19 protein-coding genes and 1 pseudogene are annotated in these 19285 nt (G+C 38.7%); 7 read left to right on the top strand and 13 right to left on the bottom strand.

All coding sequences use genetic code 11. The annotated features are described in order from the left end of the window. Positions 1–106: 106 nt before the first annotated feature. Positions 107–484 carry a DUF6220 domain-containing protein gene (locus tag KFZ56_RS02485; protein ID WP_222640024.1) on the bottom strand — a complete coding sequence of 126 codons (378 nt, stop codon included), beginning with the start codon at positions 482–484 and terminating at the stop codon, positions 107–109. Positions 485–499: 15 nt separating this feature from the next. Further along, complete coding sequence (locus tag KFZ56_RS02480; protein ID WP_222640022.1) at positions 500–1087, bottom strand: TetR/AcrR family transcriptional regulator; 588 nt, start codon at positions 1085–1087, stop codon at positions 500–502. A 271-nt stretch (positions 1088–1358) separates the two neighbouring features. Between KFZ56_RS02480 and KFZ56_RS02475 the strand changes: the two genes are divergently transcribed. Both KFZ56_RS02475 and KFZ56_RS02470 read left to right on the top strand, forming a co-directional pair. Then, positions 1359–1826 carry a DUF6323 family protein gene (locus KFZ56_RS02475; protein WP_222640020.1) on the top strand — a complete coding sequence of 156 codons (468 nt, stop codon included), beginning with the start codon at positions 1359–1361 and terminating at the stop codon, positions 1824–1826. A 3-nt stretch (positions 1827–1829) separates the two neighbouring features. Continuing rightward, a complete protein-coding gene (locus tag KFZ56_RS02470) occupies positions 1830–3266 on the top strand; it encodes a DUF6179 domain-containing protein (protein ID WP_222640018.1) in 1437 nt (478 codons plus the stop codon). A 77-nt stretch (positions 3267–3343) separates the two neighbouring features. Here KFZ56_RS02470 and KFZ56_RS02465 read toward each other — a convergent pair whose 3' ends face one another. From KFZ56_RS02465 to KFZ56_RS02440, 6 genes are all read right to left on the bottom strand, one after another. Beyond that, entirely contained in the window at positions 3344–3700 is a 357-nt protein-coding gene (locus KFZ56_RS02465) for a rhodanese-like domain-containing protein (protein ID WP_222640017.1), read from the bottom strand. Beyond that, complete coding sequence (locus KFZ56_RS02460) at positions 3693–4115, bottom strand: MarR family winged helix-turn-helix transcriptional regulator (RefSeq protein ID WP_222640016.1); 423 nt, start codon at positions 4113–4115, stop codon at positions 3693–3695. The genes KFZ56_RS02465 and KFZ56_RS02460 overlap by 8 nt, the downstream gene beginning before the upstream one ends. Positions 4116–4783: 668 nt before the next feature. Continuing rightward, entirely contained in the window at positions 4784–4978 is a 195-nt protein-coding gene (locus KFZ56_RS02455) for a hypothetical protein (protein ID WP_222640015.1), read from the bottom strand. A gap of 326 nt (positions 4979–5304) precedes the next feature. Beyond that, entirely contained in the window at positions 5305–6492 is a 1188-nt protein-coding gene (locus KFZ56_RS02450; protein ID WP_222640014.1) for an MFS transporter, read from the bottom strand. 292 nt (positions 6493–6784) lie between these two features. Beyond that, positions 6785–7324, bottom strand: coding sequence for a PadR family transcriptional regulator (locus KFZ56_RS02445; protein ID WP_222640013.1), 540 nt, complete (start codon positions 7322–7324; stop codon positions 6785–6787). Positions 7325–8291: 967 nt separating this feature from the next. Then, a complete protein-coding gene (locus tag KFZ56_RS02440) occupies positions 8292–9311 on the bottom strand; it encodes an alpha/beta fold hydrolase (protein WP_222640012.1) in 1020 nt (339 codons plus the stop codon). Positions 9312–9432: 121 nt separating this feature from the next. Between KFZ56_RS02440 and KFZ56_RS02435 the strand changes: the two genes are divergently transcribed. Beyond that, entirely contained in the window at positions 9433–10326 is an 894-nt protein-coding gene (locus KFZ56_RS02435; protein WP_222640010.1) for a LysR family transcriptional regulator, read from the top strand. Between the two features lie 75 nt (positions 10327–10401). Here the strand turns inward: KFZ56_RS02435 and KFZ56_RS02430 are convergent, their stop codons facing one another. Then, positions 10402–10542 carry a hypothetical protein gene (locus KFZ56_RS02430; RefSeq protein ID WP_222644068.1) on the bottom strand — a complete coding sequence of 47 codons (141 nt, stop codon included), beginning with the start codon at positions 10540–10542 and terminating at the stop codon, positions 10402–10404. Between the two features lie 34 nt (positions 10543–10576). On the opposite strand from KFZ56_RS02430, the pseudogene KFZ56_RS02425 reads away from it, so the two are divergent. After that, positions 10577–11106, top strand: a pseudogene (locus KFZ56_RS02425) (LysR family transcriptional regulator); the annotation flags it as partial. 217 nt (positions 11107–11323) lie between these two features. Here KFZ56_RS02425 and KFZ56_RS02420 read toward each other — a convergent pair. From KFZ56_RS02420 to vanR, 3 genes are all read right to left on the bottom strand, one after another. Then, positions 11324–11614, bottom strand: coding sequence for a CD3324 family protein (locus tag KFZ56_RS02420; protein ID WP_222640008.1), 291 nt, complete (start codon positions 11612–11614; stop codon positions 11324–11326). Positions 11615–11957: 343 nt separating this feature from the next. Then, positions 11958–13058: a sensor histidine kinase gene (locus tag KFZ56_RS19965; RefSeq protein WP_375540663.1), complete on the bottom strand. Its 1101-nt coding sequence runs from the start codon at positions 13056–13058 to the stop codon at positions 11958–11960. Then, a complete protein-coding gene (gene vanR / locus KFZ56_RS02410; RefSeq protein WP_222640007.1) occupies positions 13051–13758 on the bottom strand; it encodes a VanR-ABDEGLN family response regulator transcription factor in 708 nt (235 codons plus the stop codon). The genes KFZ56_RS19965 and vanR overlap by 8 nt, the downstream gene beginning before the upstream one ends. A 467-nt stretch (positions 13759–14225) precedes the next feature. Here vanR and KFZ56_RS02405 point away from each other — a divergent pair, with 467 nt between their 5' ends. Further along, on the top strand, positions 14226–15137 hold the full coding sequence (locus KFZ56_RS02405; protein ID WP_222640006.1) for a D-alanyl-D-alanine carboxypeptidase family protein: 912 nt from the start codon (positions 14226–14228) through the stop codon (positions 15135–15137). A gap of 372 nt (positions 15138–15509) precedes the next feature. Here the strand turns inward: KFZ56_RS02405 and KFZ56_RS02400 are convergent, their stop codons facing one another. Then, positions 15510–16271 carry a hypothetical protein gene (locus KFZ56_RS02400; protein ID WP_446053750.1) on the bottom strand — a complete coding sequence of 254 codons (762 nt, stop codon included), beginning with the start codon at positions 16269–16271 and terminating at the stop codon, positions 15510–15512. A 722-nt stretch (positions 16272–16993) separates the two neighbouring features. Between KFZ56_RS02400 and KFZ56_RS02395 the strand changes: the two genes are divergently transcribed. Together KFZ56_RS02395 and KFZ56_RS02390 are read left to right on the top strand one after the other, a co-directional pair. Further along, complete coding sequence (locus KFZ56_RS02395; protein WP_222640004.1) at positions 16994–17737, top strand: hypothetical protein; 744 nt, start codon at positions 16994–16996, stop codon at positions 17735–17737. A 373-nt stretch (positions 17738–18110) separates the two neighbouring features. Then, positions 18111–19211 carry a tetratricopeptide repeat-containing glycosyltransferase family 2 protein gene (locus tag KFZ56_RS02390; RefSeq protein WP_222640003.1) on the top strand — a complete coding sequence of 367 codons (1101 nt, stop codon included), beginning with the start codon at positions 18111–18113 and terminating at the stop codon, positions 19209–19211. The last annotated feature ends 74 nt before the right edge of the window (positions 19212–19285 follow it).

Raw genomic sequence — 19285 nt, 5'->3', positions numbered from 1 at the left:
TAACTAACATTCATCTTAAAATTTTAATTCTATAATTATAGAATTATAAATGTGGCTGCCAACCAAGTATATCTTATTCTCATTACCATCGCTTCTCCAGGTTATATCATTCTCCAGCTCTCTTTACTTGTTTTATAATACGAAGCGTCAGCAAAAATAAAACGAACGGAACAACCGGATGTATCGCGCCTATGACAGGAACATGCACACTTACATATTGAAGCGGCACAATCAGCAGGAATAATGCAACAACCTGCCAGCGGATCCTTTTGGAAATCCGCCCCGTAAAAGCAAGAATCAGCATAAGAACTGGGATAAATTGAAAACCGATGACAAACGTTGTGTGATATCCCCAATACGCATAATTATTGAAAATGGCCATGCCTGCAATGAATGTCTGGGCAACAATACAAATAACAAATACCCATGCTAAAACAAGAAACCCTTGTCTCGAATAGTGAATTCGGTTATTGAACTGCGTCAAGTGTAATCACCTCCTTTACTTCATCAATCCATAACAAAATGTGTGTACACTATTTGTAATAAATGCCTCCTTGGTAAGATTCATGAACTTATCTTTCCATAAAGCAGTAGATATAAAATAACTAAATAATGTAGCTACAAATAGAGAAGCTTGCGCATATGAATCAGTCTTTGTCATCTTCCCTTGTTCCTGCATTTGTTGAAAATAATGAGAAATAAAATGTTTTAGTTTATCTGTATTGTCAGAAACCAAATCAACTAATTCCGGCATTGTAGTTCTTTCTTGAGCAGCAATCAGGCAAATAGATTCATTTCCTTCCATTAATTGCAGATATAAATGAGCGATCTGTAGCAAATCTTTTTCTAAATCCCAAACAATCCTTTCTTCAAAGGTTTGTTGAAAGCTCGGCACCACTTTATTTCTTTCAACTGCTGCTTCCAGTACCCCTTTTTTTGTTTCAAAATGGCGAAAAACGGTCATTTCACTTACCTGAGCTGCATCTGCAATCTCTTTAATCGTTACTAAATGAAAACCTTTATCCTTCATCAATTGAAGCGCCGATTGAAGAATCCGATCAGAAGTTGTCAACTTTCTACCTGTCATATCCACACGTCCATTCTTTAAATGTTTGTTAGTGATAACTAACATTTATTAGTTATTATAATACCTTCTTATAAAATGTGTGTCAAGAACGGTAGCAAACGCCCATTATCCATGTAGTAACACAATTCTTAGGAATCTAAATCCTAGATTAAAAACTTGACAAAAAAATTATTTATGCTACAATTTACTTTTATTATTTTTAGTTATATAATAGGGTTCCCTCAGCCAGGGAGCCCTATTTTTTGTTGCATAAGAAAGGAGACAGCTGCCAATGAATTTATTCGATATGTTGAATTCCCACCAATTATCACAGCCTTCCAATACAGTGATGGAACTAGTTCATTTAAACGAAAAAACGAAAGAGCGAGACTTGGTTCTAACGCCGGATGATGCAAAAACACTGATGCTGTCCAGAAATAAAATATTGCGTGATCATGCGAGAGTTGAACTGAGTATTGGCGTGTTAAAGGAGTTAATTGAGGTATTTTCTGCTTCTCCCTATATGAATCGAGATCATTATGTGGATACGCTAAATGATCTACAGGAAATTTTTTATTACCTTAGAAATGAAACGGAAGATAAGATTGGAGACGCAAAGCTTATTCAACAGATGAATGATTATTACAATGGACCTTGCGGAGGATCTATAGAACTGTTAAGAAGTAAAATGGAAGAACTTGCAGAGAAATTCAGAGGAGATATAACGCTTCATCATTCTTTATTCGAAGGATATGAATGATATATGAAATTCGATAAAAAGCCAAATTATTCTAATCCGATCTCTCCTATTACGATCGAGCAATCTAGGTTAAAGCGAAATCAATATCTGCTATCTCTTCTACAAGAAGGACAACGATTAGGGCTTATAACCAGCCAAAGAGCTTACCAGATTCAGCTAGAGATGATGCAGATTCTACAACAATTAATTCAGCAACATACCCAAGGAGAAAGTACATCGGTCTCATCAGAAACAGCGCAAGGACTTATGACCTCCCTGATGTATGCTATCGATACCTACACCCTCCTTTTTGAAACTCCTGAAGAAGCTATCGCTCATTTACAGGATGAAAATATGAAAGATATCTATTCGAAAGGGGTTGAATTACTTCGTCACTACTTTGAGGAAGCGAAGCAACTGTATCGAGATGTCAAAAAGATGAAATTAGACGTACCGGTCGATGCCTATCAAATGACCATTGATGAATCGTTGCCTGTATTTATGAAACACTATGATATTATTTTTGAAGCACAAAATACGATGGCAAGTATTGACTATCCGTTAGCTATTGATGATATGCGACTTCGGGGCGTTTTTTATATCAAACAATATTTAGAACGATTACAGTTGGAGACAAGGTTCTGTCGCTTTTTTCATCAACAAGATGTCATGTATATGTTAACAAATTTTGGAAATATCAACCGCATTAATTATCAAATTGAGCTATTTAACATCTTTGAGTTAATGATAAATAATGCTGTGTTTTCACTGTTATCTGGAGGAGAAGCTACGGATGTTCGAATTTCGGAAATTCAATTTGAACAGATAAACCAAATGCTAACAGCCTCCCCTGCTAATCAAAGGACGAAATTGATTCATGAAGCGGTTGATCAATTGCAGGAAGACTTACAAACAGATCAGGCACTTACCGATTACATCAACTTATACCGGGATGAATTGGTTCAGAGGGTTAGCAACGCTGCAGAAGTCGGCAGTTTCGAAAAACTTATCATCCGAGAAGTCAACGAACGCGAAAAATCAATGGTGTTCAAGGTAAATGAGAATGATCGAATGAGTGATTTGCAAATGCGTAACTTCGTAGATCGTATCTTAGAAAGTGACAGTACCGAAGAAAAAGTGCAACTCATTCGCAGGCATGTGGTTTCCCTGCATGATTATCTGGACTTACTAAATGCAGAATGTCTGTTTAATGGTGAATATGAGGCCCTTTTTGCTACTTTCGGAGACGTCGAACTAGCCATCTTAGCGAAAATCGTATTTTATGAGGAACTACGGGAAGATAAGCGTGATTTCTCAGATATTGTTGCTGTCGGAGCTGAAACAGAAACCGAGTGGGAAGTGCATTATATTGCGTTCATGCAGCAGTTGGATGACACGCACATTCGAGCTGTTGGAGATCTTATGTATGAAATTAATTATGAGGATATATCGTTTTATTGAGTGTTTTTGCTTAACGCTTATGTTTCAAATGAAAGCAGTGAATCGCATGACTCACTGCTTTCCAAATCAATTAGGATTTACAATGCTTCTACCGGGAGTTTCATGATATTCCACGCAGCTATACCACCAAGCAGCTCTTTCACATCATACCCTTCTTGTAATAGCAGCAGGCTCGCTTTTTTGCCCATGTTGCACCACGTATCCCAACAATAGACAACAATCACTTTATCCTTTGGCAGCTCATCTATTCTGTCCCTTAATTCATGTAAGGGAATTTCAATGGCGCCTTGAATTTTCTCTTTCTTTAAATGCGGTGGAGCATTTCGTACATCTACCAATACACATGCCCCGTCCTGTTCCTTTACATAATTCATATAATCCATTGGACTGAATGTTAAATCTAAATGATTCTCCAGATACTCTATTTTAGTCATTTTCTAGTTCCTCCTTTTGTAAATAGTGGTATATGTCTTTAATTGCTTTCTTTTGATGTACCGTCATCTGATGGATCACATCTTTTTCACATCTTTCAAGCGCTTCCCATCTTTCCTCTAAAATTGCACGCCCTTTCTCTGTGATACGAATAAGATTTGCCCTTCTGTCAGCCGGATTACTAACCCGTTTTAGCAAGTTTTTCGATTCCAAATTATCAATTAATTGCACCATCGTTGTCCGATCAATTTGTAATTCGAATCCGATACCTTTTTGCGTTAAGTTCTCATTATTATAAATAGCAGACAGAATCCCGTAATCTCTTGATGAAATCTCATAGTGTGCCAATTCTTTTGTAAAACTTTCTGCCATATCTTGAGCGATTTTACTTAACAGATACCCCCAAGATTGATTCACTTCATATATAATAATCACCTCTGGAAATAATCATTTTTACTGATTATATTTTATACGGGATCATTTTCCTTGTCAATGGGTTTGGTTCATTGTTTGTAAGAAAACAGAAAACCCAACTGCGAATTAAACAGTTAGGCTTTAAAAACAACTTTTAGAAGCTATTAGGTTTTACAAAATCCCTCATGGAGACGCACCATATCTCTTTTAATAAATTTCTTTACTCATTTTTCTTTTCCTCCCTTGAATTTATTATGTTTTGTCTGCTATCCGAAAAATAATGACACTAAAAAAACAGGCGTGAGCCTATTTTATCGATTTGACCTTTTATTTTTTTGAATTTTGTTGTCGTTCACTCGTTAAGAAATGATCGGGAATCTAGTAAATAACAGAGAACTCCGTACGTTTTCTGTTATTTACTAGTCTCAAGCATTCTAGAGGGAAGCGAGATACACCATATTGTTAGATAGCGTACGGAGCTATCTTACAAAATTGGTAGTAGACCCTTGTAGTAACCCCGAGCGAGTTTTAATTATTAACTCTCTTTTTATTAAAAGGATATTAGGGAGGTGTAGAAATGTGTAATCACAATAAATTTGTTTAATTTCGAAGTATAACATAAACACCGCCTAAAAATGCGGACGGTGTTAATATGTAGTTATTTAACTTTTTTAATTCCAATAATCGCTACCAACACCAGTTCCATTGACAAAATCATTCTTCAGGTTGTCCCATGCGTCTCCTCCACCGGCAATAGGGGCGGAAACAGCTGCACTTTTAGAACTATTTGATGTGTCAGTAAGACCTGTAAAAGAGACTAAAGCAATTAAAAATGCTCCCAATAAAAGACCTACAGTTTTTTTCATTTTAAGTATCACCTCCCTCTATATACTTAAAATATTATCATAGTTTACCTCCTATATGCCAATAATTTAAAAAATTACGTTATTGTAGAATGAAAAGACTTCTCCGAGAAAATCTTATTATCTATTATACCGGCAAAATAATGGACAGATTACCTAATACAATGGACAAGTACAAAGAATGGCAACATATTGAAGGCAAACATATTTTACAAAGTTCAAGAAAAAACCCAACCGAATTGCTCGTGGTTGGGTAAGACAAATAAGTAAGCTGATTGCAAATATTAATATAAACAATTCATACTTACATTACAGTATTACATTCATTCTTACGTCGGTTTCTTTTTCAAACGTGTCATCACTGCAAAAAACAACATATACACCAACACAATAATCCCAATTGCAAAATAGCTTGCTTGTAATCCGAAAATATCGGCGAATGTTCCGCTGCTTATCGGTCCTAACATCATTCCTATAGAATAAGCCGTATTGTAAATAGCAAAGGTAACCCCGTACGCTTGAGTTTGGTTTTCCTGCGCGATATCAGCAAGTTCAGGAAGTGTCGGTGCAAGCACCGTTCCCATACTGATACCAATCAAAGCTAATGCCGCAACCTGCAGCCACATCGTTGTCGGCATAACAACAAGTACTAATGATATAGCAGTAATTCCTAACCCAATTGTAATTGTTTTAGGATGCCCTATCTTTGTTGAGACACTTCCGACAATCGGTGCAGCAAACGCGTAAGCAAGTGAGGGCACACCAAATAATAAGCCGATAATCCCTGGAGATGCATCAAACACATTTTGCAGATGCGTTGGAAATGTAGGCTCCAGCACGCTTGGAATGGCAGCTCCAATAACCACTGCTCCAACAATCATGAGTAAGGTACGATTTTTCAATAGAGCTAATGCCCCTGAAGACTCTTCCTCCTGTTGATGAGGTTCTTCTTTCAATAAAAACACACGCAACAAGCCATCAATGAAGGCAATACCAGCTGCCACAAAAAACGGGAGCATATAGCCGCCCAACTGATAGAGCCAGCCTCCAAATGTCGGACCCAACAGAATTCCCATTGCTTGACCGGACAAAGCGATTCCCATGACTTTCCCCCGTTCTTTCGATGGGTAGAAATCAGCTAGAAGCGCAAGTCCAGCTGTCCAGGTGGCCGCTGCTGCAATTCCTTGTAAAATACGGCAAATGAGCAAAAGCCAGAAACTTGTAGCAAACGCAAATAACAAGGTTGCTGCTACAAGCCCTATAATTCCCCAGAGCATTGGGCGACTCCTGCCAACTTTATCGGAAATAACGCCAAAAATAGGTGTGGCGATCAAGAGAGCTGCTGCATAACTGCCGAATAAAATGCCAATTGCAGTTTGGGGTAACCTTAATGTTTCTGCATAGTCAGGCAAAATAGGAACAATCATTCCATACAGAAGCATATCGGTGAAGATTGCTAGCGTCACGACAAACAAGGCGCTCTTTTGAGCTTTTTTTACATTTTGTTCTTGATTCATTTTTTCCCTTCTTTCCCTTGATTCTGTGTTGTATAAAAACAACTTTCTTCCCCTTTTAAGATAATCCATTGGCTCCTTTCTTCTTTTACACCTGAAGAGGAACAGGAATAATTGTTTTTTTCCGCCTCATTTATGCTCCGCCTCCACCGACAACCGCAACAATCACAACTTCACTGATACTACTGCCGTTATCCATCTTGCATCAAACACACCTTATATTTATTTAATATTGATTAGTCAATGTTGACTATAGATGTATTTTTTTCTCCCTCCTATACAGAGAGGGAGATTATTACTTATTGTCTTCTAAATACGCTATTGCCTTTTCGACGAAATCCTGTTGAAGTCTGATAGTGGCAAACATATTATCAAAAACCAGCTGTACCATGGGAGGAATGTTGCCTTCTAGGGCTGCATTCTTTTCCTGCCAGCCTGTTTCGACACTTTTATATTCATTTTCCAAAGCTATCTGCTGTTGTTCCAAAGCTTGTCGCGCTTCTTCGGCTGGAAGCTTTTCAAAAAAAGAGATGCCTGCATATAAAGAAGAAGGGTATTGAACAGATGAAGCAGTTAAAGCTTCGCGAATCAATTCTTTCAGATGTTCTTTTCCTTCTTCGGTAATTCGATAGGTAAACTTTTGCCGGTGACCGGTTTGTTCCACCTTATCAATCGCAATATACCCGTCCTTTTCCAATTTTTTAAGCGCATGATAAATGGAACCAATTAAAACGCCACCCCATCTTTCCGCATCCGTCATCCGCAACGCCTGCTGAATATCATAGCCGGACATCGGTTTTGCATCTAACATACAGAGTACAAGCAGTCTGGTCATCATCGTCACATCCTTTACTTAACATTGAGTATTATACATTGAATATAAATAAATATCAAGTGGGACAGTGGGGACAGGTCCATTGTCCACCTCTCTCGAACTTTTTAGTGGTTTCAAATCGGGTTTTGAGCTTTGAGATTGCTTGATATTGTATTAATAGAGTAGACATTCCTCAAAAATGTCCGCAATAGATAAGCTAATCAATAGGAAAACAGGAGGAACGCAGCCTTATCTAGGTAGAAACCCCAACTGATCAACAGTTAGGGGAGATAGGATTTTACTTATTCCATTCACTTCACAAATACCCTTGCCCGTTTTTACTGTAAACCAGCAGCTTACGGTCATCAAAATGGTGCACATTCGGCCTGATCATGTCGTTGACAATCGAAGAGGACCCCGCTATAAAGAAAGAACCGGCGCTTGATATGACGGGCGCCAATAGGACAATGACCACCACGACTACAAAGAAAAACGGGAAAACATCTCCAATCACACCATAATAAATATGTACGGGATCAATATTTTCCAGTCGTAACCCGTACCAGCTAAGTACGCCGATGGTAATAACAAGCGCATCTGCTCAAGTACTGAACATTAATACATATTGCTATGTTATCATAATACGCGAATTATTTGTTTTAAATTTCGGGTCAACACCAAAATCAATGGTTGAAATAAGTGATTAAATATGGTATTACCTTCTAGATAGCGGAGGAAGAACACGGAGACTCCTATGGGAACAGGGCGAGCTGAAGATCCACTTGAAAAGTGGTTTTCCTTTCAAGTTAGCTGAAGCCGTCCCCATGGAAAGCGTAGTGTTCTTCCGTAACGGTCGTTACCCTTACCATTTAATTTGTCAACTATAGATTTTGGTGAAGAGCCTAAATTTCAGACATAAAAAAGTGGAGGAACCTTTCTTAAAGTCCCCCTTACACAGATATACTACATTAATAATGCTTATGATAATCTACCCATTAGTACTCATCGTCAACAAGCGCTTTAGGTTATCATCAATAAACTTATTTTCGGCACTGTTTATTCCACGGCCGGCAAAATGGCCCCAGCTTGATTCGATAGGACGAAAAACCGCATTGGGTATGCACTTAGCTTCGTATTCATTATCGTCCGCCGTGCAAAAAAGATCCGTGCTACCCGGCATGATGCAGGCAAGTGCTTTAATGTTCTTAAGCGCCTCATTAAAATCTCCGTTATAAACGGAGTTTGCACTAATATCAGCAAATTGTCCGGTCCATAACATGGCCAGGAAATTGTGTGGATCCATCTTCATAAAGCTATTTTCCAAAATACCAACCACAAAATCTTCTATTGAATTATATCCCAGTTTCCGATAGATTTCGTTTCTGTAAAATGCCTGAGATAAGCCCCAGCCAGCATAGACATGACCGACAGCACGCATGTTTTCAGAAGTCAGCTGGTTTAATTTATAAGAATCGAAGCCAACTGTAGCCATCAGCGCAGCTTTCATTCCATTCAAAACTACAAATGTTTGAGGCCAAGTCTTGGCAACCCCATTAAAAGGTGCAATTCGTTCTACCATATCAGGGTAACTTGCACCCCATTGGAATGATTGAATGCCTCCCATGGACCATCCAACTACAAGCGCAATCTTTTGAATACCGAATTTTTCAGTCACCAGCCGATGCTGTAGTTTTACATTATCGTAAATGGTTACCTGTGGAAAATTAGCCCGGTCGAATGGAGGAAGAGTGTTACTGGGAGACGAAGACAATCCATTACCCAGCAGATTGGGAACAATAATGAAATATTTCTGCGGGTCCAGCGCCATTCCATTACCAATTAACCACTCGTTGTTTTCATGTGTGTCTCCAAACGCAGTAGGATAAACAACCACATTGTTTTTGTCTTGATTTAAAGTCCCATAAGTCTTAAATGCAAGAAATAAGTCAGGCAATGTCACACCTGATTGTAATGTAACATCCCCCAGTTCAAAGATTTCATAATCCATCATCATTGACTCCTTTCATTGGTTCATTTCTTTGTCTTTAGTATAAAGGGATGTTATTGTTAATAAAAGTGAATGTTTTTGAATTCAGCATTCAATAAAATTGAAAAAAGGATGGAATACTATGGAAATACGCGAACTTATTACTTTTAGAACAGTTGCCCACACTCTAAACTTTACTCGGGCTGCTGAGTCACTGAACTATGTCCCTTCGAATGTCACCATGCAGATGCAAGCTTTAGAGGAAGAGCTGGATACGCAACTTATTGACCGCCTAGGGAAACAAATTGTTCTCACTGACGCCGGAAAACGATTTTTATTACATGTCGAAAAAGTGTTAAACAGTTTAGATGAAGCCTATTTAGCCATGAAAGAAAATGAAGATTTAACAGGTACCCTCACTATCAGTGCCAATGAAGTCCTTTGTTCTTATCGCTTACCTGCCGTTTTTCAGTCTTTTCGTTCTCTTTATCCTGGCATACGGCTAATTTTTCGTCCTTTTCCCAGTCAGCAACTTAAACAAAGTCTTTATGCAGGAAGAGCGGACATTGTTTTTATGTTGGAGGAGCCAGTTAAATCAACCAGTCTTTCGGTTGAATATTTAATGGAAGAACCTTTCCACCTTTTTGTAGCTTCAGACCATCCACTCGCAAACAAGAAAAACCTTCGCCCAGAAGACCTTCAAGAGGAGATGTTTTTGCTTACAGAGAAAGGATGTACTTATCGGACACTCTTTGATCGATCATTAGCGCAACAAGGGATTGATGAAGGTATTACGAATTTGGAATTTACGAGCGCAGAAGCAATTAAACAGTGTGCAATTACTGGTATTGGGATTGCTTTACTCCCGGAAATAGCCGTAAAGGCCGAGCGGGAACGAGGCGAACTAGTCTCTCTTCCCTGGGAAATGCCGAACTTTCAAATTACTACGCAAATGCTATATCATAAAGATAAGTGGATTTCCCCCGCTATCAAGGCCTTCTTAGATATAGCACGGGATGTTATTCCCTTGAAGTAAAAATTGGGCGTTATCTTCATACCCTTTCAAAAAGATCATAAGCTCTTAAGAAAATCGAGTTTATTGTATAAAAACTTACAAATGAAGTAATTCCAGCAATAAGAAAGAAAAGCAATGATTAAATAATATTCCGGAGACAACAAACTCTTCTGTCCCTGTGACAAATGCTCCTAAAGCCAACAAACTAATCGTCCATCGATGGCTATGCTTTTTCATGTTGAATCCTCTCCCTTATTTATACATTGAATTTATTCTTCCGCGTATACGGGAAGTATTGAAACGAATGGAAAGTATGCAGCAAGAAATCGCATTAACAACAAATTTAGAAACCGGCATTATTCGTATTGGTACATTTGCAAGTGCTTCTTCTTGCTTACTACCCAAACTGCTTACCAAATTCCAGAAAAAAACATCCCAAAATAGAATTTACATTTTACTTACGAAGAAATTACAGCATGGTTGAGCTCTGGCATTATCGATATTGGATTTGTCGTCAAAGGAAAAACGAATACCAATTTTGACTTTATTCCGCTTATCAAAGACAATATGCTCGTAGCATACTATCCAGAACATCGATTCCACACGAAAGAAACCGTGGTGCAGGTAGGACTGGGCGTCACGATTGGTCCGGAGCTGTTTTTAAAGGCACAGCAAAATATAAGGACTCGTAAATTAACCATTCAAAACAGCCGTGAAGTGAATCTTGCCTGTCCATCTATTGCAGAGGCCTCACCGGCTGTAAAGGAATTTCTTCATGTGGCAGAAGATGTTTCTTATTAATGCGGGAGGAGACGCTTTGGTTTTACCTATTCTTTGCCCACCATTATCACTATTACCAATCATATATGATCTCCAAGACATAAAAATCACTCAACAAAAAGTGTTGAGTGATTTTTTACTTCAAATTGGTTGTACCCAATCCTCATACTTTACCGGGGCCAAAAATTACTTCATTTGGTCCATTTTTCACCCACTTCCCGCAAATAAAAATGCGCGATCATCGTTTTAATTCACAATAGCGCTCACGGGACTTATAGACAATTTTACGGATACTATCCACTGATAGATTATAGATGTGTTCCAATTCCTCGAAGGAACGGCCTTCCCTGTATAGTCGGTAAATCGCTTCATTTCTTTCGGCCAGGGCGAGGCGTGATCCGTTGGCTTCTCCCCACCTGGCCCGCTGATTCGTTTGCTTCGGAATATAAACAAGCTCTCCCTGAATATATTTCTGTAGTTCCTTTAACAAATGAGGTGGAAGCACCTCTTTTCCATTTTTGTATGACAAGCAAGAACATCCTTTCTATGAAGATGTATAGGTCGAGCATGCATTATTTTCTCATTCATCAATAAAACTCCTTTCCCTCTGATCTTATTTAACGTAACCCTTTTCATTTTCCTCATACATTAGACTGAGAATGAAAAGAAGACCGCAATTGAAATGCGGCCTCCTATTTTATGATTCCCGCTAAGCGGAAATCACCTCATATTTTGTGATCAATTTCAATCAGCCTCCTTTCCGAAATATTATCGGTCCGACATCTCTATTTACTCATACATCCTCTCTTTGAACAAGGGGAAAAACGGTTAAAATTATTTTTTACCACTTTTTCATCTTTTCCCTTTGATGGTTACGAAAGGGTTGGAAGATAGATGTGAAATACAACTTTATCATCTGCGCTCGAAACAGAAAGGCTTCCTTGATGAAGTTCCACCATTTCCTTTGCAATAGCAAGTCCTAGGCCGGATCCGCCTGTATTCGTGCTCCGTGAGGAATCCAGGCGGTAAAATTGCTCAAAAATGCGATTTATTTTTTCTTCAGGGATAGTATATCCTTCATTTTCGAAGCGAATGCCAATGCCCTCGCTTTCCTCCTTGATGTCTATAGTGATCGTACTATCAGAGAAACTATGGCTAATGGCATTTCGGATAATATTATCAAACACGCGCTCCATTTTGCCCACATCACACTTCATATCAAGTTGATTCGGAGAGATGAGCTGAAAATCCAGTTTTTTTTCATGAAGCAGTGGTTGGAATTCAAAGGTTATTTGTTCAAACATTCGAGTGAGATTCACGTGACTGAGCTCAAGGCTTAGGTTGCTTAAGTTAAAACGCGTAATTTCAAAAAATTCATTAATTAAATCTTCTAAACGAATAGCTTTATCTAATGAAATAGACGTATATTTTTGGCGCAGCTCGCTTGAAATCTCCTGTTCATCATGAAGCAAGGTTAAATAACCAATGACGGAGGTAAGTGGTGTTTTTAGATCATGAGCAAGATAGACAATCAGGTCATTTTTTCGTTGTTCCGCTTCTTTTACCAATCGGTCATTCTCCATGGCGCTTTGTTTCATTTGGTTCATTTGATCTTCCACCTGTTTCAGTCCCCCCGGTAATTGAATGAAATCCTCATTCGAGGAAGCGAGGTTATTACTCGCTTCTATAATGGTATCAACATAATAAATCGTCTTTTTCCAATGGATGAAAACAATGATAATAAGTCCGATCATCCAACAAAATGAAAGAAACATAATAGGATTATCATTCGGATAAAGTAGAATACGGTATATAACATTATCCGTTGGCCACGTGAACATGGATAGAACGAATTTCGCACATAAAAAAAGGAATACCAAGCCAACTGTAAATGAAAGCACCTTTACGAAAAATTTATAAATAATGGCTCGTTTTAAGTCATTTCCTGCATAGCTTGCTCTTGGATTACTCAATGGTATAGCCAACTCCCCACACTGTTTTAATAAATTTCGGATTTCTGGCTTTCTCGTTCATTTTTTCTCGTAAACGGCCAATATGAGCCATCACCGTATTATTGTTATCCAGGTAATTTTCCCCCCAAACGGCTTCGAATAGCTCCTCGGATGATACAACCTTTCCTTTATTTTCACACATGTACCATAGGATGGAAAATTCGAGCGGTGTGAGAGACAGTTCTTTCCCATACAGGAAGCATTTATGATTACGTTTATTGATGTACAATCCGGCAAACTCGTACATTTGGGGATTAGCCAGGGCTGTTTTTTCGTTTTCTTTGGTATGGTTATATTGCTTGAACCTTCTTAATTGGGCTTTTACACGGGCAACCATCTCCAATGGGTTAAAGGGCTTCGTCATGTAATCATCCGCACCCAGCGTTAATCCGGTAATTTTGTCGATCTCCTCGACTTTTGCAGTAAGCATGATAACAGGATAATGATAGGTTTCTCGGATACGTTGACAGAGCGTAAAACCATCCATCTCCGGCAGCATAATATCCAGTAACACTAAATCAAAAGCAGTCGTTTGGATACATTGTAATGCATCTTTTCCGTTCGAACATCGATGAACGCTTAACCCTTCATTCGTCAGGTATAATTCAATTAAATCTGCAATTTCCGTTTCATCTTCTACAACCAACACGTTTGTTGTCATGCTCTCACCCCTTTCATGGTTCAATGGCTTCTTTTTCAAGATTGACATCAAACCTTATCTCACCCCACTACGTCTTAACATTAATAGTAAAAAAATATCTTTTCAATAGGTGTGCTCATTTTATGCTCTTTCAAAAGGGAAACAATTACCCCGTTTTCCTATAATCCAAAACCTGCGTATATAGCGAATGAGGCCATCAATGGGCATTGCATTGCCAAATGCTTCGTAAGAATTTCGTAAGATTTTATTTATAAAATCTTAGGATTTTCCATAGGAAAAACAAATAAACCAAACGCTTGATTTTAGTATGATGCATGTAGAAACATTGATTTTATCTTATTTTCGCCTTCCAAATGCGAGTTCATATACGAGGGTCCTTACTTGTTGGATCTCATACGGCATCGAGTCCTACAACTTTTACCCTGCAGTATAATTACGTGAATCAATTAATGAAAGGAAGAAGCAGCATGCAAAGGTTTTTAAGGATTGTAAAATGGTTGCTGATCATGACAGTTATCATAGTCTTGTTTTTTTATATGGGATCGAAAGTGAACATAGAATTCCAAAAAGATTTCCCCTTCTTTCACATCGAAGATTACGCCAGCCAGTACATTTATGTGGTTGATCGAGAAACAGAAGAAGTGATCCATGAAAAGAATGCGCAATCGAAAGCATATCCTGCATCGCTTACAAAAATCATGACAACGATTCTAACATTGGAGCATATTGACGACTTATCTGCACCTGCCCCTATAGACACGAAAACACAGCGTGACATGTTTGCCAACAATACGTCGATGGCTGGTTTTGCTGCCGGGGAATCTGTCACCTATCGCGATCTGTTATATGGAACGATCTTACCTTCAGGTGCTGAAGCCGCTAACTCTTTAGCTATTCATGTGGCAGGAAGTGTGGAAAATTTTGTGGAAATGATGAATGCCAAAGCGGATGAATTAGAGCTGGATAACACACATTTTACGAATCCAGAGGGGCTCGATCATAAAGAGCAATATACGACAGCGGCTGACATGGCCAAACTTTTGGATTATGCATTAGATAATGAAGATTTTAGAACAGTTTTTACAAAAGAGACATATCAGACAACATCGACGACAGCCCATCCTGATGGAATCATGTTAGCATCCACCGTTCTCTCAGCTCTTGATAAAGGAGAACAAAATGATTTTGAAATTATTGGTGGAAAGTCAGGTACAACCGAACAAGCTGGAGAAAACTGGGCAACACTTGGCTTGGTAAATAATCGCGAATATATAAGTATTGTGATGGGAGCTCCCTTAGATGACATTAGTCATCCAAATAACGAGCAAATAGCGGATACGCTGAAGTTGTATAAGAACATTAAGTCTGGTGAACTATGAAAATATAAATGTGTTCCTTTTTCACCGACCTAACCGTCCGGAAAATTCCAACTTCAAGATGCGAGTTTAACGGAGAATCTACTATCCTTATAATTCAAGAAATAAGTGGAAGTTGTTATTCTTTCCTATATAAATTTGAACTATTTAACAATTTTCTATATGAAAAACGGTCAATAATTCATCTGTGAATTATTAGCCGTTTTAGAATGTGAATGATTTCTACATGAAATCACAAGGTCCTACTATCTGCAACCATGGAGAGAAATATTGTTATTTAGCAAAACGCTTCTTTCAGTTAGAGGAGACTTCCTAATTCCAAGTAATAGCCCTAGTTCTGTCTCCCTTCACGCATAACTTCAGAGCTTGAAAACCTTAACTACTTAAACGAACAACCGTTAACGAGCGGTTTAAATAACCTAACTCATCCGGAAAATCCGTTCGAATGTTTACACCTACTTCGTCCCCTGCTGATAAAGGCGCTTGGACCACATATGTTGTACTGCTTCGATTGGCTATTTTAAAAAATGACGTCGTATCACCAAAAATGGGGGCACCATTAACAGTAATAAAAGACTCTAAAAATGGTTGTGATGGATCTGGATCAGTTGTAGCTTCAGCATTAATGGATACTGTTATTTGATAAACGCCGCTTTCATCTACCACCAATTCATTGCCCGATGGACTTACGGTAACACCTGATAATGGTCCTACTATGCCAAATGGTACCATTTCATAGTCTTCCCCTGGTGTTTCGACACTGCTTCCTCTTAGCGACCCGTAAGCCAAATCAACTTCCCCAGTTGCACCGGTGGCTCCGGTCGCTCCAGTTGGACCTGTTGGGCCTGTTACTCCAGTCGCTCCTGCTTCTCCCGTTACTCCCGTTGCTCCGGTTGCTCCAGTCGCCCCGGTTATTCCGGTCGCTCCGGTCGCTCCAGTCGCTCCTGCTTCCCCCGTTGCTCCGGTTGCTCCAGTCGCCCCGGTTATTCCGGTCGCTCCGGTCGCTCCAGTCGCTCCTGCTTCCCCCGTTGCTCCGGTTGCTCCAGTCGCCCCGGTTATTCCGGTCGCTCCAGTGGCTCCCGATTCCCCCGTTGCCCCCGTTGCTCCGGTCGCCCCGGTGGCTCCTGGCGGGCACATGACACATGGGTCGCCATGACATGGATGATGACATTCACAATAATCACAGCAGTCATGGTTACAGTTACAGCCTCTGGCTCTATTATGCTTCTCGCTCCAATAGCTTCTGTGACTTCGGTTATTCCCGTATTTTGTATTGTCTTGATTGCAACAATTACAGTCGCCATAAGGAGGCTTTTGATGTTGATATTCTCTAAATTTTGACACGCTGCATCCTCCTAATAAAAAGAAAAATATAGTTCTTATATCCTATTAGGAGCCATCTAATACGGTAACGGCACATATCCTCGGACGCTACCCCAATCAAGGAATATTGAAGTTGATTCCGAGTACAAAATTGTAAAAGGAGAAGTTTGAAATAAAACAAAAACTTATCTATATATTTTTTAGTAGAGAAAGAAAGTGGGAAAGGATATCCAATTTTCCTAATTCCGGTCACTACCTGGAGAAAAATCAAATATGGGATGATAATATTTAATAAATCGATAGATCGAAATTATTATCATTTTAAATAAGAGGCTATCTAATTTTAAAATTGCTCCTTTCATCTTTTAGTGTGCATCAACTTTAATCCTTATATCTATTCTTACTAAATGGTAAGATAAAAGTATGTATTATCAATCGAAAAATTTCTTACTCGGTAATTTACAGTATTTCCACTGCCCTGTAATGTAGAAGTTAAGATGTCTAAGGAAACTTATAATTATTTAAAGGAGAAAGTAATGTTATCTCGATATTTAAAGTTTATAGAACAATTACCCGACATCAGAGAATTAAAAAAAGAAGATTTGATGAATACTAATTTTCTTATAGAAAAAGAAAACAATTTAAAAATGTATTATTCCCCTCATAACGAATACGTCAATAATAAAGCAAAAATTGTTATTGTTGGAATTACTCCTGGATGGACACAAATGAAGAAAGCATTCGAGACCTTTATAACTTTAGACAGGGAAAGAAAATGGAGTACAACTATAATGCTTAAAGAGACAAAAAAAGCGGCAAGTTTTTCGGGCACAATGAGGACGAATTTAATATATATGTTGGATGAGTGTAAACTGCATTGTGCACTTGGTCTTCCTAGTACTAGGTATATGTTTGATGGAAGTAGAGTACTATTACATACAACATCATTGATTAAATTTCCCGTTTTTCACAAGAATAAAAATTATACTGCTCATCAACCTAAAATTGATAATAGCCCTCTCCTTTCTAAATATGCGTATCACGAGTTTGTAGAGGAAATGAATTCGTTACCAAATTCTTCTCTATTAATTCCTTTAGGCAAAGGAGTAGATAATATTATAAATGAATTAAAGCAAAAAGGAAGAATTAATCAGGTTTGTCTAACAAGGTTTCCTCATCCATCGGGAGCAAATGGGCACAGAGTTTCCGAATTTAATAAATATAAAAATTATTTGATAGACAACATCGATTATTGGGCTCGTTATAGAAAAGAAAATTAGTATAATTTATCCCACAAATTCGTGAGTTTCCATAGGTTTTACGCCTTTCATAAAAGTAAAATTGTATGAGTTTCACCTTTTTTTGCCTCTCACTCTAGTCGGCATGAAACCTCTTAAAATGGCCACTAGTAGAAACTTCTCCACACATCTTCACTATACGAAATTTGTGGCGGTGCTCGTAAATAAAAGCTTAAATTTTAATGCTGGTTTTTCGAAGATGTGCGCCGCCTTTTTTATAATCTCAATCCCCACTTCCACTTCGCTTATCCAATTTAAAAACTCTTTCTCACGATTTTTGTACTCACTTGAAGAACATAACGCTTCCCTCAAGAATATTCATAGTAATAATGATAAATGGTAGGAGCGTGAAGTTATGGTTACAATTAGTCTTTGTATGATTGTAAGGAATGAAGAAGATGTTATTGGACGTTGCTTGGAGTCCGTGAAGCACCTGGTTGACGAAATCAATATTATTGATACCGGATCAACAGATCAAACCAAGGAAATAGCAATGGATTATACGGATCGAATATATGATTTTACATGGGTGGATGATTTTGCGGCAGCTCGGAATTTTGCTTTTGAACATGCGACAAAAGATTACATTTTTTGGCTTGACGCCGATGATGTGTTACTGGAAAAGGATCAAAGAAAATTGGCAAAAATGAAAGATACCCTTGATTCGAAAACGGACGCGGTCACCATGGATTATCACCTTGCCTTTGATGAATATGCAAACGTGACATTTAGCGTGAGACGCCATCGCCTTCTGAAACGTGAACGGAATTTTCGGTGGATTGGTGCGGTACACGAATATCTAGAAGTTGGTGGTAATATATTCAACAGTGATATTGCCGTGACGCATCATAAATTGCACCATAATTCTGATCGAAATCTACGGATCTATGAAAGCCGATTAGCTCAAGGGGGAAACTTTACGCCGCGGGATTTATTCTACTTTGCCAATGAGTTGACTGATCATCATATGTTTGAGCGGGCCGTCTATTTTTATGACAAATTTCTTGCTACAGGGCTTGGTTGGTTGGAAGATAACATAACTGCTTGCGGAAGACTTGCCGACTGCTATTTGGAATTGGATCAACCGGAAAAAGCGCTTCAAGCCGTGTTCCGATCATTTGCATATGACCGCCCTCGTGCCGAATTTTGCTGTCGATTGGGCTATCATTTTTTACAAAAAGGGGAATGTCGAAACGCCATATTTTGGTATGATATCGCAGCAAGAACCGATCAGCCCAAAGATGGAATGGGATTTGTCAATATGCCTAGTTTCACATGGCTTCCACATTTGCAACTTTGTGTTTGTTATGATCAGTTGGGCGATTACAAGTCTGCTTACTATCATAATGAAATTGCTCGAAGCTATCGCCCGGAAGATCAACGTATTTTACACAATAGACAATATTTGGAATCCGTTTTGCAGAAGAACGAGGACGGCAAAAACAATGAGAGGTAACAGGAAAGCGAGTTGCCCGGGGGCTTGTTCATCGATTGCCATTCTCGAGTAGAACAGGATCCCTTCATCCGAAC

Source organism: Virgibacillus sp. NKC19-3 (genome assembly GCF_019837165.1).
GTDB lineage: Bacteria > Bacillota > Bacilli > Bacillales > Amphibacillaceae > Virgibacillus_L > Virgibacillus_L saliphilus.
The sequence above is the reverse complement of the archived record's forward strand: the minus strand, read 5'-3'. Positions and strand labels throughout refer to the sequence as shown.

Coding starts and splice junctions, on each gene's coding strand:
- KFZ56_RS02445 (WP_222640013.1), bottom strand. CDS start 7,324: ATGACCAGACTGCTTGTACTCTGTATGTTAGATGCAAAACCGATGTCC.
- KFZ56_RS02395 (WP_222640004.1), top strand. CDS start 16,994: ATGTTATCTCGATATTTAAAGTTTATAGAACAATTACCCGACATCAGA.
- KFZ56_RS02480 (WP_222640022.1), bottom strand. CDS start 1,087: ATGACAGGTAGAAAGTTGACAACTTCTGATCGGATTCTTCAATCGGCG.
- KFZ56_RS02435 (WP_222640010.1), top strand. CDS start 9,433: ATGGAAATACGCGAACTTATTACTTTTAGAACAGTTGCCCACACTCTA.
- KFZ56_RS02470 (WP_222640018.1), top strand. CDS start 1,830: ATGAAATTCGATAAAAAGCCAAATTATTCTAATCCGATCTCTCCTATT.
- KFZ56_RS02400 (WP_446053750.1), bottom strand. CDS start 16,271: ATGTGCCCGCCAGGAGCCACCGGGGCGACCGGAGCAACGGGGGCAACG.
- KFZ56_RS02465 (WP_222640017.1), bottom strand. CDS start 3,700: ATGACTAAAATAGAGTATCTGGAGAATCATTTAGATTTAACATTCAGT.
- KFZ56_RS02475 (WP_222640020.1), top strand. CDS start 1,359: ATGAATTTATTCGATATGTTGAATTCCCACCAATTATCACAGCCTTCC.
- KFZ56_RS02405 (WP_222640006.1), top strand. CDS start 14,226: ATGCAAAGGTTTTTAAGGATTGTAAAATGGTTGCTGATCATGACAGTT.
- KFZ56_RS02450 (WP_222640014.1), bottom strand. CDS start 6,492: ATGAATCAAGAACAAAATGTAAAAAAAGCTCAAAAGAGCGCCTTGTTT.
- KFZ56_RS02390 (WP_222640003.1), top strand. CDS start 18,111: ATGGTTACAATTAGTCTTTGTATGATTGTAAGGAATGAAGAAGATGTT.
- KFZ56_RS02430 (WP_222644068.1), bottom strand. CDS start 10,542: ATGAAAAAGCATAGCCATCGATGGACGATTAGTTTGTTGGCTTTAGGA.
- vanR (WP_222640007.1), bottom strand. CDS start 13,758: ATGACAACAAACGTGTTGGTTGTAGAAGATGAAACGGAAATTGCAGAT.
- KFZ56_RS02440 (WP_222640012.1), bottom strand. CDS start 9,311: ATGGATTATGAAATCTTTGAACTGGGGGATGTTACATTACAATCAGGT.
- KFZ56_RS02455 (WP_222640015.1), bottom strand. CDS start 4,978: ATGAAAAAAACTGTAGGTCTTTTATTGGGAGCATTTTTAATTGCTTTA.